Below are 17,736 nucleotides of genomic sequence, written 5' to 3' on the forward strand. Positions count from 1 at the left end.
ATAGGGATTATCCGGTGCTCATCGTACTTTTTAGCGCACCTAACCCATTGAAGCAACGGCCTTTTCAGACGGCGTTTTCGGTTACATTAACGCGCCCGCAACCCGAACACCCCGACGCGCACTTTTAGCCCCGGACACGCTACCGCCATGCTGTGACGTCCCTGTCTGCCTGCGCCACATCATAGCAGCGGCGGCAGCCGCTGCCATTAGTCGTTTGCTGTTGAACCGGGGTTTATCGCGGCGCGAGCCGTTCCGCAGCTTGCCTGTGGGACGGTGAAGCGTCTGCCGGGCGCGGGCTGGCGAAGCCCGCAGGACAACGCCTTGGCAGGGAGGCCCCCAGCGGGGGCCGCACGGGGCGGAGATGGCGAGCACGGGAACGAGCAAGGAGCCTGCGACTGCGAGCCGGGCGCAGCCAGTGCAGCGGGGTTGGGGCGGGGGCGAGGTGAAGCCGTTCAGCGCCGTGACGAAGGAGCGGCTTCTGCTTTGGGGTTGACGTTGGCCGAGAGTTGGCACGGAGCCTGCGCCGCCAGGGAGGGCGGCCACGCCGTGGAAGCCGAAGAACGGGCACGATGCCGACAGCAGAGGGCGCAGCCCTGTGCGCCGCGCTGTGCTGAGGAGCACAACCCCGGCGGCCAGCCGCACGCCGATGCGGAAGAAGACCGCAACGCGCCCATCACTCAACCGGCGCCGACATAATGTGTGTTACGCGTTGGCCGCGTTCAGCGGCTTTCGCGTAATGCCACATTATGTTGAATGACGAACGGCCAGCCACTGAGTGGAAGAGAACACTGTTGCTGAGTGCTGGCCGGGCGGCATTTACCGCCGGCGCGCCGATGCTGACCACGGCAAGAGGTGCGCCACGGACGGCGCGCCTGTTGCCCTGCGCTGTACCGCGATATCGAAGGGAGAGAGCTACTTTTTCAGGCTGTCCGGTAGCGGCGTGGTGTCCGGCTTGGGTGTCGCGTCCGGCCTGCGCTCGTCCCGCTGCTTTTTACGCCGTGCCCGCTGTTTCCGCTCCGCCGGATGGGTCTGTTCATGCACTTTCTGCAAGTGACCGATGGCGACCCGCGTGTAGATTTGCGTCGTCTCCAGCTTCTCATGGCCAAGTATCGCCTGGATATGTCGCGTGTCCGCGCCGTTCTCCAGCATCTGCGTCGCCATCGAGTGCCGGAACAGGTGACAGGCTCCCGGTTTATCAAGGTGCCCTGTTTCCCGGATGGCTTTCCCCGCCATCTGCGTCAGCGTCACCCGTGCCAGTCCTGCCCCTTTGTGGCTGATAAACAGGTGGCCGCTGTCATACCGTTTCGCCAGTTCAGGTCGCGCATGATTCAGGTAGCGCGTCAGCCACTTGCACGCCCGCTCACCCAGCGGCACCACCCGGTCCTTATTGCCCTTGCCCTGACGCACCACCATCACCCCCCGGCTCAGGTCGATATCGCTCAGCATCAGGTTGACCGCCTCCGCCCGCCGGATACCGCTGCTCCACAGCACTTCCAGTATCACCCGGTTACGCAGCCCGAGAACCGTGCCGCTCTCCACCGACTGCAACACCCCGCCGGTTTCTTCCACGCTCAGCACCTGCGCCGGCAGCCGCTTTTCCTCTTTCGGCAACGTCAGCATGTCCGCCGGGTTATACAGGATAACGTGACGCGTCAGCAGCCAGCGGAACAGCATCCGGATAGCCGTCAGGCGGCCAAGCTGACTGCCCGCCGTTAACGGATGACCGTCTGCCTTGCGGTAACCTCGCAGCCAGCGCTGATACCCCTCCAGCACCGGCAGGCTTATCTGCGGCGCATAGCTCAAGCCCCGGTCTTCACACCACGCCACGAACGGCAGTAGCCGCTCCCGGTAACCTTCATGCGTGCGCGGGCTGTAGCCGGCGGCGCTCAGGTGCTCAAGATAAGCGGCGGTGTGCTGGCGTAGCGTCTGCGTCTGGCGGCTAAGGTAAAGGGCTTCCGGGCTGGGTGGTTTTGACTGGCTCATGGCGGCGCGTCCTGCGTGAGAGTGGATGAGCGGCAGATAAGGGAACTACGGTACGACAGGCTTATTATGTTGTGCCGGAACAGTGCTTTTACCGTTAACCCGACTTGCGGTAGCCGAACCCTTACTGGCTGCGGCTTTGCGCGGTTTTACTGACCCAGACTTGGCCCCGACTTGGGGCAGACTTGACCCCGACTTGCTGTCACCTGACCCAGACTTGCGTGAGTCGTACCCGTCTTTTTCATCAACTTCCGGCTCGATTAACCCGCACAGGTGCGCGCCTTCCGGTACGCTGCCGTCCCACAGCAGCTCATATTGCAGCAGGTGTCCCCGGCTGCCGCCGTGTACCAGCAGGTACTCCATCTCCGCCAGTCGCAGACAGTGCAGCTTAAGCTGGCTGTCACTCCACTGGGTCGCATCGCGGATATCCCGTCGGGTAAAGCGCACGTCGCCCGGCTTTTTGCTCTGCGTATGCGCCAACTGGTTCACCATCCCCTGTATCAGCAGCAACAGCTTGCGGGTCTGCGGCGGCATCTCATCCAGCGTCCGGCCTAATATCTCGTGCGCGAGCCGATTCGCCAGCACGATATCCGACCGTTCGACCTCGATATACTCGATAACCTGCCCACGGTGCGCCACCGTCTTCACCTCCCGCTGGTACTGGTGAAGCAGGGCGATGCTCTGTATCAGGGTGAGGTACTTCATATGGTCACGCCGCGTGCGGGTTTTGTCGCTCAGGAACGTGAGCTGTGACGCGAACGGGTTCACCACCTTTAACGGTTTCAGTAACCGCTGGGCATTTTGATGTAACTCCGTCAGATACCCTTTCTCGTTCTCCATCAGCAACCCTTCCAGCGTCTGCGCCTTACGCTGCTGAGCATGGATAGCCTCGGTCTGTTCGCGGGATTCATTGACGGTGAGGACAAGGCAACGGTTCAGTAGCTCTTCGTCCACGTCGATGGCCGTGGTGGTCAGCATCAGCATCACCGGGCCTTTCACCGTGTACTGTTTGGTGACCAGATTGCCTGTGGCATCGTCCTTGCCCGTACTGGCTATCGTCAGTTCCCCGTCGCTCTGCAACAGCTTCAGCGCATAGGCGGCTTGTCTTACGCCTTCTTCTTCGGCGATGGCCAGTATCTTGTGTTGCAGGTTGGTTTCACCCAGATAGAACAGGCTCTGGCCGGTCATCGCCGAGTATTGCAGCCGCTCTTCCGGTGGTATCAGGTTCAGCACCGCGTCCATCAGGGAGGATTTTCCCGCCGCACTGGAGGACTGGATTAACACCGCTAACGGCCTGTCCAGCTTGCGCGACACCGCCGCTAAGTAACCCGCCACTAAGTTAACGGACTCGCCCACCACGCCACAGGCGGCCAGGTCATCCGTCAGTCGGCTAATCAGGTTCGGGTCACGAAGTAACGCCAGCGCCGCCGCTTTGGCGTCGTCATCAAGCTCGGGAACGTTTTCAGCAGGGGTTTCCGGTTGGCTCAGATGGGTTTCCAGTGCCAGCAGTACACGGCCTAAGCTGCGTTTGAGGTCGCTTTCCGCTAACCCCAGCTCACCGGCCGCTAACCGCGCATAACCTGCACGGCTCCGCGCACTCATCATGTCCACGCTGTCGGCGAACACCACGCCGCTGGCCGTGTCGATAACCTGTGCGTTCACCTTCATCACGCCGCTGCCCGCCTTCACCGACGATAACCCTCGGATGCGCCACTGCTGACCGGATAAGGTGATTTCAAGTTCACCGTTCGCCAGCGTTTCAACGACGACGCCCGGCTCGGTCGCCTGCGCCGCTTTGACGGCTTCCACACCTGCCGCTAAGGTCGTGGCGGGTTGTGGTGAGGCTTTCCGTTGTGGCACGGATTCAGGTTCAGCACTGACTGCCTCCCCCATCGCCATTGCGCCTTCTACCGCCGCACGGAACGCCACTTCCGGCTCCGCGACTTTACACAGGTATTCATTCGCATCCATCCCGGCAGGGAACACCACGCGGAACGGCGTGATACCGTCAGCGACTAACGCAGAAGCCAGTTTCACCGCGCCTTCATCGCCTGCCGCGTCGTTATCGAACGCGATAAGCACCTGTTTCACGCCGTGGCGGATAAACGCCTGGCGCATCTCATTGGTAAACCCGTTGACCCCATACGCCGCCGTCACATTACGGTAACCCGCCACCCAGAACGACATTGCATCGATAAGCGATTCGCATAAGATGACCGACTTACCCGCCACTAACGCCGGCTCGTTCCACACCCCGCCATGCGGCCCCGGCAGATACAGGTGCAGCGGGGTGCCTTTGCGTAACTCATGGCTGACCTTGCGCCCGTACAGCTCCCGCACCTGACCGTGAAGGTCGATAACCGGCACCACGAGCGACCCCGCCAGATGTTCATGGCCACTCTCACGCATCACCCCCAGCGCCTGCAACTGACTGCGGATGGCCGCCCCGTCTTTGAGCTTCTTCGGCGGCAGACGGTAGCCCAGCGTGCGGTTGGCGAACCCCAGGCGGAACTGCGCCACTAACTCGGGATGATTGAGGCGGCGCTTTTCCAGATACGCGATGGCGTCCGGCGCGTTCAGCAGCGTGTGGTGATAGAACTCCACCACACGGCCAAGCAACGCCTGCCGCTCCTGCTCATCGGCGATATCCGTAACCGGTGGCAGCGGTGCCGCCGCCGGCACCGCACCCAGCTCACCGCGCAGGCGGTCAACGGCCCGATGCAAGCTTAGCCCCTCGGTTTTCATCACCCAGTCCAGCACCGAGCCGCCTGCATCACAGCCGAAGCAGTGATAGAGGTTCTTCTCTGGGCTGATGACCATAGACGGGGTTTTCTCCTGATGGAACGGACACAGCACCACATAGTCCTTGCCGCGTTTGAACACCTGCCGACCCTGCGAGCGCACGACTTCAGCCAATGGCACGGCGGCTTTCAGGTGCTGCAACTCGGATTCGGGGATGCGTGCCATGACTCATATCCTTATAAAAATATTTCTGATAAAGCATTTATGCTTGATAAGGTAGCTTTCACGCTTTATCATGTCAAGCATGTAACGTTCATATCAACGCACTGAGGCATGGATGATGACGGATAATTACGGCAACATGGCTTTGTTTGATACCGCCATGATGACTGAGGTGCTTGATATGACAGACGTGAACGACACCGGATTTGCGCAGCGCCTGCGTGACCTGCGCAGGCAAAAAGGACTTTCACAGTCTGAACTCGGCAAGCTGGCCGGCCTCCATTACACCCACATTGGCCGCTTTGAGCGCGGTACATCCCGGCCAGGTGGGGACACGTTAAAGCGTCTGGCCGATGCGCTGGATGTGACCGGGGATTACCTGCTGGAAGGCGCGGCGGATGAAGCGGCTAAGGCCAGATTTGAAGACCGGGAGTTATTGCGACAGTTTCAGGAAGTTGAGCAGTTGCCCGATGAGGATAAGGAAGTGATTAAGAAGTTGCTGGATGCCTTTCTGACCAAGAAGCAGTTACAGGCGCTGGCAAAGTAACACCGTTAACGCGGAACTGACGCGCTTGCAACACGTCAGTCCGCTAACCACAACCAACTAACAAGGAGTTGACTATGGCTGACGCGCATTCTACGCCAGACACCACCGTTTTTAAAATCTCGCAACACGAGCGCTTTACCCGCGTCGGGTATCGACCGGTTAAAGGCAATCACGACATCCCCGCCATCAACATGGCCGGGCAGTGGCTGAAGGAAGCCGGCTTCCGCACCGGGCAGCCGCTGAAGCTGCGCGTGATGCCGGGCTGCATTGTGATTACCGTGCAGGATATCCGCGCACTGTGGCAAGACCTGCACGCGCTCAGTGTCGCCGCGTTCGATGAACAGGCGGTGGCACAGTGGTTAAGAGGGTTTCCGGGTGGGCTTAATCTGGCAGGGATGGAGAACGGGCGGTAAATGACCGCCACTGAGCAGCAGATAAAATAAAGCCGGAAGGATCGTTGCGATCGCTTCCGGCTTTTTATTATTAAAGCTGTATCGGCTTATAGTCTAATATTTTATCAGCTATTTCTTCAGCGCTTAGATCATCGTAGAAAATATAATTTGCAGCTTGAGGATCAGCAACTTTACGACAAAGAAAGTCAATATCTTTATCAGACTCTTCTTCTGTTCCTTCACTAAGCTGGATCTTTTTTATCAATTCTATAAGCTCTTCTCTTTTCATATTCAACCTCAAAAATGATATGCCCGATCCAATATGTCCAGATGATATCGAGGAGTGGTAATTATTATATTATCAATATCATAAACGCCACCACCATGCTGGATTGGTGTACGATGATGTAGAACGTAAGATCTATTTTTTCCGTTCCACTGTGAATTATGAGCTATTGGAGCTTTACCACCTTTCATTCTGGTAATGTTTGAAGGACTAAACTGTTGAGCTAAATGAGGATCATTGCCAACTTCTTTCCAAACATTTTCTCTAAAATCATCGAATGACTTGAATGTCCTTCCGCGCAATTTATCTGCTACTGAGGATGGAAATAAGCCAGCATTTCCATGACTTCCACGTAACCACCTTCCTTCTATTCGGCTACCTTTTCCAGATGCAGTACCGGGACTACATCTGGACAACCCCAGCGGATCGATCCAGCAGACAGGATTTGGCACATACCCATAATTACTCTCCCCCCCCGCTATCCCTATCGGGTCGGGCGAGACGTAGCACCCACCACTTGGGTCGTAGTACCGAAAACGGTTATAACATAGCCCGCTTTCCGCGTCACGGTATTGCCCGGCAAAGGCCAGTCCCGGATCGAGATTTTCAGTATTATCTGTATACCGCTGGCCCCATAAATTGGTGCGTGGAGCCTGCCAGCGAAGTTCGCCTTGCGTATTAAAGACTGCCTGCGGTTCGCCGTTATGGCCGCTGGTGACAAAGTCCGTTTCCCAACTGCCGTCTGTATTTTGGCGTTGCTGAACCAGCAATTCCCAGCCGTTATGTACCCAGTGGCGGCGGCTGATAAGCTGGTTATCGCGATAGTGCCGTACCTCGGCTATCTGGTCGCCATCCCACAGGTAGCGAATGTCTTCAGCTTTTTGGTCGCAGCGTTTGCCGATGCGTCGCCCGAATGGGTCGTAGCGGTAGAACCAGCGCTCGCCGCTCGGCGTGTCCACGGCTCTGAGCTGATTGCGACAGTCCCAGCGGTAGCGCCACACCTGTGGTCGGTAGCCCGGCTGTACCACCTGCTTGCGTATCAGCCTTCCGGCCTTGTCGTACTGGTAGTGAGTGTTGTCCTGTTGGGTCAGTCGTCCGGCCTGCCAGTCGGTCAGCCTTGTCGCGTCCTGTGGCAGCCCGTTACGGGTGTAGCGGTATTGTTCTTCGGTGTTAACAGTGCGCCCCGCGCCGCCACTCAGTACCGACAGTACCCGCCCGCTAGCATCGAGTTGATAGCCTGCCGCCTCACGGTTACGCCGGGTGCCGGTCAGGTTTCCTGCACCGTCGTAGAGGTATTCACGGGTCTGGGTGGGTTGCAGGCGACCGTCCACCGTCTGACCGCTCATGTCCCGCGTCAGCCAGCCCATGACATCGTATTCGCGCTGCTGCGTAAAACCGCCCTTGCTCTGTCGAGTAGATTCACGTCCAGCAGCATCATAAGCCAGCGTCAGTTCCGCGCCGTCCGGTAACTGTATCTGGCGCAGTTCGCCCGTCGCGCTATAGCAGAAGGAACTGGTCAGTACCGCGCTGTCTTCCTCACCTTCCCAGAACAGGCTGCGGGACACGGTGTGCGATGCCTCCTGATAGCGACGTCGGATGACCGAACCGCTGTTCCGCTCCTGCACCACCCGGTCACGCTCGTCATACTCAAGCTGGATATGACTGGTGGTAGATGCCACTTCCATCAACCTGCCTGCCGCATCGTAGCGATAGTGCAGTATATCGTCTGGTGCCGTTTCTTTTATCAGCAATCCGCGCCCGTCGTACAGGAAGTGGCGGGTTTCTCCTTCACCATTGCGAACGGTGATGCAGTTGCCGTCTTCGTCATAGCCGTAGTGGGTTTCGGTGCCCGCCATGTCGCGTTCACGTATGACACGTCCGTCTGCATCCAGCCACCACTGCCAGCGGTTGCCATCAGGGGCAATCACGCAGACAAGCTGCTGGCTTTCTTTGTCGTACTCGTACTGCCAGGTGCGACCTGCCGCATCGGTACGTGATGTCAGCAAATCAAACGCGCCGTAGGTTTGTCGCCACACCGCACCGTTGCCGTCGGTATAGTTCAGCAGGTTGTTGTGTTTATCGTACTGGCTCTGCTCTTGCTTATCGTCCGGGCGCAGCAGTTGCTCCGGTAGCTTCCAACTTGCACGGCGATAACCCAGCCGATAGGTTGAGCCATCCGGGCGCGTCCAGGTGGTCAGTCGGTCCTGCGGGTCATAACGTAGTTGCTGGGTACGGGACTCCGCATCCGTGGCGCTCAGCAGGCGCTGGCGGTGGTCGTAAAACAGGCTGGCCTGTACCTGACCGTTCTGGTCACTGACCTCGGTCAGCAGGCCGTAGCGGTTCCAGGCAAAGCGTACTTCGCTGTTGTCCGGCCCGGTCAGGCTCTGCGGGTTGCCCTTGCTGTCGTACTGCCATGCCCAGTTGCGCCCGAGTGGGTCAGTAATACCGATAAGCCGCTCATGGTCGTCGTAGGCGTACTGCCATTGGTGGCCGCTGCCGTCGGTGAAGGTGCTGACCAGCCCGGTATCATCCAGATAGGCAAATTCCACCACCCGGCCCGCCGGGGAGATTTCCCGCAGCAGGTTGCCCACATCGTCGTATTCATAACGGGTGATATGACCGAGCAGGGACTTTTCCCACGCCATCAGGTGCAGGTCATTGAAGCCATATTCACTGCGTTGGCCTAGCCCGTCAGTCATCACCACACGGTCGGCCAGGTACTCAAACTTCGCCGTCAGGTAGCCGTCGGCACAGGTGGTGTAGATGCACCTGCCTTGATGGTCATACTCATAACGCGCCCAGGTCTTGTCGTTGTCGTGCCAGCGCGTCAGACGATGATGGTTGTCATATTCGTAGAACAGGTGATAGGCATGAGCGGCATCCGTCTCGACCAGTCGGCCTTGCTCATCCTGCCGGTATTCGGCCAGCACGGTTTTCTGGCCGCCATCGATACGCTGTATCTGGCGCAGGAATTCCCCCTGCCACACCAGCAACAGCTCGATGCCGTCGCTGTGCCGCACCTTGCGCAGATAGCCTTTGGGGTCGCGGAGAAAGTCGATTCGATTCTGGTGGTTGTCGGTGATGGTTGACAACAGCAACTGGTCATCTTGTTTGGCGGTAAAGGCCCGCCAGGTCTGGCTGTCGCGGTGCCAGAGATGAAAACCGTTATGCCGCCGCAGCAGCTTGAATTCGGGGTATTCGGCGCAGTACACCACGGTGGAACCGAGCCCGAAGGTGAAATCAATGTCATAGCCCTGTGCCAGCGTGATAGTGACATGTGTGTCGCCTTCATCCTGACTGACGGTAGCGACCTCACTCCAGCTATCCTGCCAGCCATGGCCTACTAATCCTACATATGAAGAGGCGGTACGGTAAGTGCGTTCGAATACCAGCGGGAGAGTCTGGCCCAGCTCGATATCGGTGCGGCTTTCAATTACTTCACCGCTGGCGATATACACCGGGTCTTTCTTGAAGGCTTTGGCTGCTTCTTTATATCGCGCCCGACCCTTGCTTGCCTTAAATGCACGGGTGGCGCAGCGTGTCTTTTGCCTGAGGCGCTTACCCGCCCAGAGTGCCCCAGCGCCCAGCCCTTTCATCACCGCTTTGGGGCCGCGAAAGAATAGCTTCCCCAGCCCGCGAAACAGGCCGCGGGTCGGCGGCACCAGAAATTCTACCGCAATCAGCATCGCTTTCTGCCAGCCGCTGAACTCGTCCTGTACCTCCAGTACGGTAGCCTGACCGGAGCCAAAGAACACCGTCGATGCCCCATCCTTGATGGTGGCACCACACACAGTTTTATCACCAATCCGCGCCGCCGGATGACCGTTCACGAAGACGGTTTCGCTGCCCTGCGCAATCAGTTGCGGACCGTTGTGTTTGGTACACAGAACAGCATCAACTTTCGCACGGGATACTTTATTGCCTTCAACAAAAACATTCGGTGAACCGCTGTCCACGTTCCCCGCAGGTGGTGAGGCACTGTCCACCATGGCGGATACCCGACCACTCACCGCCGATATCAGGCTTCCCACCCCCAGTACCGCCAACCCACCGACCACGGCAATCGCCAGCCCACCAGTGACGCCCACCAGAGCAACGGCCACCGCCGCGACCGCTGCGGCGACCAGCGCCCCAGCAACGGCACCGAGCAGTGCCCCCAGAAAGCTGCTGTGTTTGATAGGCTTGCCCGGTGAGGTCGGCGGCAAGCCGCTGCCGGGTGTCGGTAAATCGGGCGGTAGCGTGGGCCGGTTGCCTGCGTGCATGGCACCGACACGCGCAATACGCGCCAGAATGTCATCACGCATCGCTGCCCTCCATTCCCTCCGATGTGGCAGACTCAGTAGATTCAAAGGTCTCAATCACCGCCAGCAGTTCGGCTTTGCGGGCATCACTCAGCACGTCAGCGGCGGTAATAGTGAACGTCAGCAGCAGGTTGCCACGTACCTGCATTACCACTACTTGATGCATCTGGCCTTCCGGTGACTGCCAGGTGTACTCCAGCGCTGGGGCGGGCGCGCCTGACAGTGTGAGTTCCCAGGATTGCACTTCTTGATAACCAGTGAGATGGGTAGAAAACTGCTCCAGCGTTTTCTGATACACCCCATCTGGCGTTTGACCGGGTTCGGTCGGGGTGCGGTTAACCACCAAGTTAGTGGTTTCATCCGGCAAGACAAAAACGTGCAGGGATTCATCGCGCCACTGCGCAGGAATGGCGAGCGTGCCTTCGTTCATCTGATACATGTTCACGTGTCCTTGTTGTTCTTGTTATTTAATTCAGGTCAATTTGCTGGCCATTGATGACAATGTGGGTACCCTTGATGTTGATAACCCCGTCCGCGCCGATACCAATAAACCCCTTGTCCGTGGCTATCAGGATGCCCCCCTTCTGTGACTGGATGGCAATGTTGTTTTTCACCTGAAGGCTGTCGTTGTCATCCACGATCGTGCTGCGGTTTTTGGTTACGGCGACAGTTTGCTGCCCCTGAATTTCAGTGGACTGGTCTTTCTCCACCGATACCGTCTGATTCCCCCCGACGCTTTCGGTGTGGTCAGAGATCACCGTCGTACTACGGTTATTCAACACCACGGTGTTCATGTCTTTTTGGGCATGGATAAACACCTCTTCCTGACCGGCCTGGTCTTCAAAACGCAGCTCATTGAAGCCCGCCCCCTTGTGCGTTGAGGTACGCAGCGAGGTGCGTGTCTTATTCGCGGGCAGCGGGTACGGCGAGGGGTTGGTGGCATGAAAGGTTCTGCCCGTCACGATAGGCTGATCAGGGTCGCCTTCAAGAAAGCTGACAATCACCTCATGGCCGATGCGTGGGATGGCTATCAGGCCGTACTGACCGCCCGCCCAGCCCTGACTGACGCGTACCCAGCAGGAGCTCTGGTCATCGCTGGAGCCGTAGCGGTCCCACGGGAATTGCAGTTTGATGCGCCCGTATTCGTCGCAGTAGATTTCCTCACCCGCGGGGCCGACCACGGTGGCAATCTGCGGACCATCGACCATCGGTTTGTACGGCAGGTCGGCACGCCAGGTGCTTTTGGCACTAATCACCTCGAAGCTGTTGCTGTAGGTGGTCGGTTCACCACCGCTTTCTTCTTCCAGCGCCTGCGGCTGCTGCCCGCTGTGGGTGATGGCAATCAGTTGCCAGCCACTATTCAGCGTCGGATTGGGGTGTTCAGTTAAGGTAAAGCTGCTGCCGGGCATCAACATCGCGGCATTGGATTCGCCGGAGCCAGTCATCGCTCCCGCGCGTAACGCATCCAGCCGGTAGCCGGTAAAGGCCTTGCCGCTCGGGTCTTGTTTAAAGCGCCCGGGGTAGTCATAGTGCTGATAGCTTTCGCGCTGGTGCGCCAGCTCGCCGCTCATCCTGCTGTGCAGCAGGCCGTAGGCTGGGGTTTTGAAGCTGTAATCCTTGAGTGCGACTTCTGCGGTACTGACGGCTTCGGCGTAGCGGAAACGGCGGACATATTCGCCTTCACTCAGCCCCTGTGTGGCGAGGTTGAAGAACAGCTCTGGGCCTTTGCTGAGCGCCCCGGCATCATCCGCAAAGACGACGCGGTGTTTTCCTTCTTCAAACTCATGGAAGAAGTACAGCCCTTCTTCCGCTGCCAGACGGGTGATAAACGCCAAATCACTCTCACGATACTGTACGCAGTATTCGCGCGGGGCGTGGTCGTGACGCAGTGCAAAGGCGTAATCGGTGATACCCGCCTCTTCCAGCAACGTACCGATAATCGCTTCCGGTTTTTGCGCCTGAAAAATGCGGGCGTTGGTACGCAGCCCCAGCCGCCACAGAGCGGGACGTACTTCTGCCTGATAGCGGGTGCGACGAAAACCGGTGTCACCCTGCGCGAAGGCACTGATAATGCCGCTGACCTGGCGCTTGAGTTCGCCTTCATACCACACCAGCAGCTCACAGGGTTGGTCGAGTACCGTACCAAAATCCACATCTGGCAAGGCACTCGCCAGATTCAGCGACAGGGCAAACGGCTGGTTAAGTGCCTCGCTGAGTTGAAAATCCACCACGGCAAAGGTCGAGGCGGGCAATGCACCGACCTTTACCGTGAACTGTAATCCTGTACTGTTTGCCACGTTTATTTCCTCGTTTCCCGTGATGAAAACCGTGTTGTCTGTACTCAGGTCTGGGAGAACCAGACCTCAGGACAGTGCACGCAGAAAACCCGGGACAAGCCCGGGCTGGAGACAGAAGGATTACGCTTCGACTGGCGCACGCCAGTCATCAGAGCCAGAGGTACCGGCAACGGTGTGTTCCCAGTCGATTTTGCGGTAAGCCAGCGACACTTCGATTAACTGGGTGTAATCCAGTTTGGACGGGTCCTGGCAGTGTGGCATCTGGCAGTTGATATCCACGATGGTGGCATCGGTTAGCACGGTAGAGAAGAAGTGCTCCTGCTTGCCTTCCACCGAGGTGCGATACCACTTCAGGGTAACGGTCGGCAGCATTTCACCGGAGGCTAGGGCGTTGTACATCAGTGGCACCGCTTTGTTCAGCGCAACGGTGAACTTGAACGGCTTGTGGACACGCTGACCAGACGGCTGGCCAGACTGCGGATCGGTCGGCACGGTGACGATGTGTTTGAATTCCTGTACCAGCATTTCGTCTTCGTGGCCCTGCACGTAGATGTTACCGACCGAATCAGAGGTGAAGGCCCCTGCGGTGATATTGCCCTGCGTTTTACCTTCGATGCTGATATAGCATGGAGTTGGCATAGTCTTGCTCCTTGTTGTTGAACGTGATGAGTAACTTCACGCTCTGTATAGCAATCCGCATGCCAATTTTTATCTCATTGTTTTTACTAAATAATCACTTAATCCAAATTTTCCCTAAGTCAAATTTGAGCAAGAAATTGCGCAGACCTCGTGAAAAAACGGCATCCATTGCGCAAAAAGTGATTTCCACTAGGAAGTGAGCAAGAAGTTGCGCAGAATGTGCATTTGTTCTGAAAATTTTTGTTATCCCTAAGAGACTGACGTCTTTTTTGAATAAATTAACGATTAATTTTTGTTAACTGAACGTTATTACCGATTAAAAATACAAAAATAATTAAATCTACTAATCATTAGCCGACTGATATTGTGGCAATGGGATGACAAAAGCAGAGGAATAAGAGAGGCGTTGGCGCGGACTTGGTATTGCCACCGCTCGTGTGGGAAGCGGGTGGCAAAATAAAGGTTCATCGCATTTTACTGGGGAACGCTAACCTGCGATGACCCTTTTTTATGTCGATGTTTTTTGCAGAACCACGCAACGTCATCACATTGCAAAAGACGTGTTCACTTTATATTAACGGAACTGTATTAAGCGAAACGTTGCACAACAGAATGTATAGCAACGTAAAGACCCCCTTCGTTACACCTATTGCCGCTTTAAATTCAAGCAGCGTTCCCCTATTCTTAGGCACACTTATTAGTTATTAGCCGTGATGCTTTGCTCTGGGATAAACACGATGAAACGTACAAAAAATATTAATCAGGAAATGTTCCGCAAGGAGTGGCGAACGCACCGTCTGGCACCTGTCGCGTTGGCCGTCAGCGCCGTATTTTTCCTCGCGGGCTGTGAACAAACCGATGAAACCGTCTCTCTCTATCAGAATGCAGATGACTGTTCGTCAGCTAACCCGTCAATGGCAGCCCAGTGCACCACTGCGTACAATAATGCGTTAAAAGAAGCGGAAAAAACGGCACCAAAATACGCAACGAAAGAAGATTGCGTAGCGGAATTCGGCGAAGCGCAGTGTACTCAAACACCAGCCCCAGCACAGGCTGGTATGGCCGCAGAATCTCAGCAGGGCGGCGGTATGTCTTGGATGCCATTGATGGCCGGCTACATGATGGGTCGCATGATGGGCGGCGGTGCCGGTTTCGCACAACAGCCGCTGTTCAGTCCAAAAACGCCAGCTAGCCCAGCTAATGGTCAGTTCGTTGATGCTGCGGGTAAAAACTACGGCAACGCGACAACAGGCCGCACGATGACCGTGCCAAAAACCGCACTGGCGCCGAAGCCTGCAACGACCTCCACCATCACGCGCGGTGGTTTTGGTGAAACCGTCGCGAAGCAAAACAGCATGCAGCGCAGCAGCGCCAGTTCAAGTTCCAGTGCTTCCCGCAGTATGGGCGGCTGAGGCGTATTGAATGAAGCGGATAGATATTACAGCGCGTCCTGACTGGCAGGCAAAAGCGACCGAGTTTGGTTTTCGTTTCCACACCATGTACGGCGAGCCCTACTGGAGTGAAGAGGCTTACTACCAGTTTACCCTTGCTCAGATCGAAGAACTGGAAGAAACCACGGCGGAGTTGCACCAGATGTGCCTGCAGGTGGTGGAGAAAGTCATCAATAGCGACGCGCTGCTCGCTAAATTCCGTATTCCCAAGCACACCTGGGAATTCGTGAGACACTCATGGCGTACCAATCAGCCTTCGCTGTATTCACGCCTCGATCTGGCGTATGACGGCAAGTCGCCAGCCAAGCTGCTGGAAAATAATGCGGATACGCCGACGTCGCTGTACGAAGCCGCCTTTTTCCAATGGCTCTGGCTGGAAGATCAAATCAACGCTGGGAATCTGCCGCAGAATTCTGACCAGTACAACAGCATTCAGGAAAAGCTGATCGAACGCTTTGAAGAGCTAAAACTCAATCACGGCTTCGGCCTGCTGCACTTCGCCTGCTGTCAGGATACGGAAGAAGATCGCGGCACGGTACAGTACCTTCAAGATTGCGCGCTGGAAGCCGGTCTGCCGAGCGAGTTTCTGTACATTGAGGAAATTGGCCTCGGAGAGAAAGGCCAGTTTACCGATCCTAAAGATCAGGTGATTGGTAACCTGTTCAAGCTGTATCCGTGGGAGTTTATGCTGCGCGAGATGTTCTCTACCAAACTGGAAGATGCTGGCGTGCGCTGGCTGGAGCCCGCCTGGAAAAGCATCATTTCCAACAAAGCGCTACTGCCGATGCTGTGGGAAATGTTCCCAGACCACCCCAACCTGCTTCCTGCCTATTTCGCGGAAGATGAACACCCGGAACTAGACAGCTACGTCATTAAACCACTGTTTTCACGTGAAGGGGCGAACATCCAGATCGTCGAAAACGGGAAAGAGATTGCGTCAGCCGATGGCCCTTACGGCGAAGAAGGCATGATCGTCCAGCAATATCACCCTTTGCCGAAATTTGGCGATAGCTACACGCTGATTGGTAGCTGGCTGGTAAACGATCAACCTTGCGGTATCGGCGTACGTGAAGATCGCGCTCTGATCACTCAGGATCTCTCGCGTTTTTATCCGCACACCATTCTGGATTAAGCATCAAATTGAGAGTCATAAGGCACGGTGAGAACCGTGCCTTTTTCATATGAACTGAACGCTTAGCCGCCCACCTGCACTGACAGCATACTCAACGATCCCATTTCGAGCCCATCGACAGGAATACTCACGGGCTCTTTGCCGTCCCAGCTTCCCAGCACATAGAGCAGCGGGAAATAGTGATCGGGCGTCGGGTTAGATAATGCGGCACCTTCATGCTGCATGAAATTAACCAACGGATGGTCATCCCCCTGATAAGTCAGGTTATCACGCACAAATTGATTGAACGAAATGGCCCATGGATACGGCTCCGCGTCGCCGTCCCATTTCACCATCCGCAGGTTATGCACGACGTTGCCACTCGCCACAATCATGAAGCCTTCATCACGCAGTGCCGCCAGCTTGCGCCCTAATTCGTAGTGGTACGCAGCAGGCTGTGTGCCGTCCACGCTCAGTTGCACAACGGGAATATCTGCATCAGGATACATCTTGATCAGCACGCCCCAAGACCCGTGATCCAAACCCCATTGGCTTTGGTCGGCTGTCACGGGATACGGCGCCAGCACTTGCTGGATTCTCGCCGCCAATTCAGGTGAGCCGGGTGCTGGATACTGGGTATCAAACAGCGCCTGCGGGAAACCGCCAAAATCATGGATGGTGCGAGGTTTTTCCATCGCCGTTACGGCGGTGCCACGGGTATACCAGTGGGCAGAAACGGCAATAATCGCCTTCGGACGCGGCAACGTCTCACCCAACGTTTGCCACGCCTGCGTATACACATTGTTTTCCAACACGTTCATCGGGCTACCGTGGCCGAGGAACAGTGCAGGCATCCGGGAAGTGTTGTTCATGGTCATATCCTCAGAAAGATGTCAGCGAGCGTGCAACTGCACGCGATGGCCTTACTTTACGCGCTTTATGACACAGAAAAAGTCAGAGTTATGTGATGGAGAACATCAATTAATTTGAAAGGTATTACACGGCAAGAAAAGCTGCCGACGAGGAATAGATAACTCGCAAAAAACCAGATTAAGCAGAGCGACCTTTAGTATCAGAGTAAACCTGACTACCTTCGCGCTTTCCAACTCCCATGACCATCACCGTAATGGTTTCATCCTGGACCAAATACACCAGCCTGTAACCAGCAGGCTTCAGTTTAATTTTATACTGATCTTTACGACCATGAAGCTGGGCTGAAGGAACACGAGGATTTTCTAAACGCTCAGCTAGCTTTTTCTTGAATTGTTCCCTGACAGGATGCCCTAATTTTTTCCATTCCTTCATTGCAGAAGGCACAAATTTTAACTTATAGGTCATCGAGCGAAATCTCTTCCGCGTCAGCTAACTCTGACATACGATCATCAACAGTACGCCCCAGTTCTGCATCTTCAGCCAATTCCATTAAATAAGCGAACATGGCAGGAGGCACACAATAAAACGCAGGCTCATTCCGGTTCAGTATAGCGATAGTTTCACCTTCAGCAGACCGCACTGTCCCCATCGGGTCACGTTTCAGCTCAGTAATGCTGGCCGCTGTGTTAGTTAAGATGTTGAAAGCCATAATTTCGATCACTCAATCAGATTAGTTAAAGACGACTAAACCCTCTAATAATAGCACTTTTAAAAGTGCTATTTGTCGTGTCTTATCGTCATTATTTCCTGCTCGCACGCTTTCCTCCTTCTTCACGTAAAAAACCGAGTTGGGGCGATCGGGTACGCCGAAGCGGGGTTTCATGATGAAGGGCGT

At 56.1% G+C, this 17,736-nt stretch carries 14 protein-coding genes; 4 read left to right on the top strand and 10 right to left on the bottom strand.

Annotated elements, in window-relative coordinates:
- Positions 1 to 912: 912 nt before the first annotated feature.
- Together xerC and H0247_RS18820 are read right to left on the bottom strand one after the other, a co-directional pair.
- A complete protein-coding gene (xerC, locus tag H0247_RS18815; RefSeq protein ID WP_180743893.1) occupies positions 913 to 1,983 on the bottom strand; it encodes a site-specific tyrosine recombinase XerC in 1,071 nt (356 codons plus the stop codon).
- Between the two features lie 45 nt (positions 1,984 to 2,028).
- Positions 2,029 to 4,947, bottom strand: coding sequence for a CHC2 zinc finger domain-containing protein (locus H0247_RS18820; RefSeq protein ID WP_180743894.1), 2,919 nt, complete (start codon positions 4,945 to 4,947; stop codon positions 2,029 to 2,031).
- Between the two features lie 112 nt (positions 4,948 to 5,059).
- Here H0247_RS18820 and H0247_RS18825 point away from each other — a divergent pair, with 112 nt between their 5' ends.
- Both H0247_RS18825 and H0247_RS18830 read left to right on the top strand, forming a co-directional pair.
- Positions 5,060 to 5,491 carry a helix-turn-helix domain-containing protein gene (locus H0247_RS18825; protein WP_255434033.1) on the top strand — a complete coding sequence of 144 codons (432 nt, stop codon included), beginning with the start codon at positions 5,060 to 5,062 and terminating at the stop codon, positions 5,489 to 5,491.
- A 74-nt stretch (positions 5,492 to 5,565) separates the two neighbouring features.
- Positions 5,566 to 5,904 (top strand): SymE family type I addiction module toxin, encoded by a 339-nt coding sequence (locus H0247_RS18830; RefSeq protein ID WP_180743895.1) that lies wholly within the window; start codon positions 5,566 to 5,568, stop codon positions 5,902 to 5,904.
- A gap of 70 nt (positions 5,905 to 5,974) precedes the next feature.
- On the opposite strand, the gene H0247_RS18835 is transcribed toward H0247_RS18830, so the two are convergent.
- From H0247_RS18835 to H0247_RS18855, 5 genes are all read right to left on the bottom strand, one after another.
- Positions 5,975 to 6,172: a hypothetical protein gene (locus tag H0247_RS18835; RefSeq protein WP_180743896.1), complete on the bottom strand. Its 198-nt coding sequence runs from the start codon at positions 6,170 to 6,172 to the stop codon at positions 5,975 to 5,977.
- Between the two features lie 8 nt (positions 6,173 to 6,180).
- Positions 6,181 to 10,473: an RHS repeat-associated core domain-containing protein gene (locus tag H0247_RS18840; protein WP_255434034.1), complete on the bottom strand. Its 4,293-nt coding sequence runs from the start codon at positions 10,471 to 10,473 to the stop codon at positions 6,181 to 6,183.
- Positions 10,466 to 10,909 (bottom strand): DUF1795 domain-containing protein, encoded by a 444-nt coding sequence (locus H0247_RS18845; RefSeq protein ID WP_180743897.1) that lies wholly within the window; start codon positions 10,907 to 10,909, stop codon positions 10,466 to 10,468. The genes H0247_RS18840 and H0247_RS18845 overlap by 8 nt, the downstream gene beginning before the upstream one ends.
- A 28-nt stretch (positions 10,910 to 10,937) precedes the next feature.
- On the bottom strand, positions 10,938 to 12,767 hold the full coding sequence (locus H0247_RS18850; RefSeq protein ID WP_180743898.1) for a type VI secretion system tip protein VgrG: 1,830 nt from the start codon (positions 12,765 to 12,767) through the stop codon (positions 10,938 to 10,940).
- Between the two features lie 120 nt (positions 12,768 to 12,887).
- Entirely contained in the window at positions 12,888 to 13,406 is a 519-nt protein-coding gene (locus H0247_RS18855; RefSeq protein ID WP_180743899.1) for an Hcp family type VI secretion system effector, read from the bottom strand.
- 737 nt (positions 13,407 to 14,143) lie between these two features.
- Between H0247_RS18855 and H0247_RS18860 the strand changes: the two genes are divergently transcribed.
- Together H0247_RS18860 and H0247_RS18865 are read left to right on the top strand one after the other, a co-directional pair.
- Positions 14,144 to 14,818: a DUF1190 family protein gene (locus H0247_RS18860; protein WP_180743900.1), complete on the top strand. Its 675-nt coding sequence runs from the start codon at positions 14,144 to 14,146 to the stop codon at positions 14,816 to 14,818.
- A 10-nt stretch (positions 14,819 to 14,828) separates the two neighbouring features.
- Positions 14,829 to 15,989, top strand: a complete 1,161-nt coding sequence (locus H0247_RS18865) for a glutathionylspermidine synthase family protein (protein WP_180743901.1) — start codon at positions 14,829 to 14,831, stop codon at positions 15,987 to 15,989.
- A 62-nt stretch (positions 15,990 to 16,051) separates the two neighbouring features.
- Here H0247_RS18865 and ygiD read toward each other — a convergent pair whose 3' ends face one another.
- The 3 genes from ygiD to H0247_RS18880 all read right to left on the bottom strand — a co-directional run bounded on the left by ygiD (position 16,052) and on the right by H0247_RS18880 (position 17,550).
- Entirely contained in the window at positions 16,052 to 16,840 is a 789-nt protein-coding gene (gene ygiD, locus H0247_RS18870) for a 4,5-DOPA dioxygenase extradiol (protein ID WP_180743902.1), read from the bottom strand.
- A 178-nt stretch (positions 16,841 to 17,018) separates the two neighbouring features.
- Positions 17,019 to 17,306, bottom strand: coding sequence for a type II toxin-antitoxin system RelE/ParE family toxin (locus H0247_RS18875; RefSeq protein ID WP_180743903.1), 288 nt, complete (start codon positions 17,304 to 17,306; stop codon positions 17,019 to 17,021).
- Entirely contained in the window at positions 17,296 to 17,550 is a 255-nt protein-coding gene (locus H0247_RS18880) for a type II toxin-antitoxin system Phd/YefM family antitoxin (RefSeq protein WP_180743904.1), read from the bottom strand. Before H0247_RS18880 ends, H0247_RS18875 begins: the two co-directional genes overlap by 11 nt.
- Between the last annotated feature and the right edge of the window lie 186 nt (positions 17,551 to 17,736).

This window comes from Pectobacterium sp. CFBP8739 (genome assembly GCF_013449375.1).
In the GTDB taxonomy this organism is placed as follows: domain Bacteria; phylum Pseudomonadota; class Gammaproteobacteria; order Enterobacterales; family Enterobacteriaceae; genus Pectobacterium.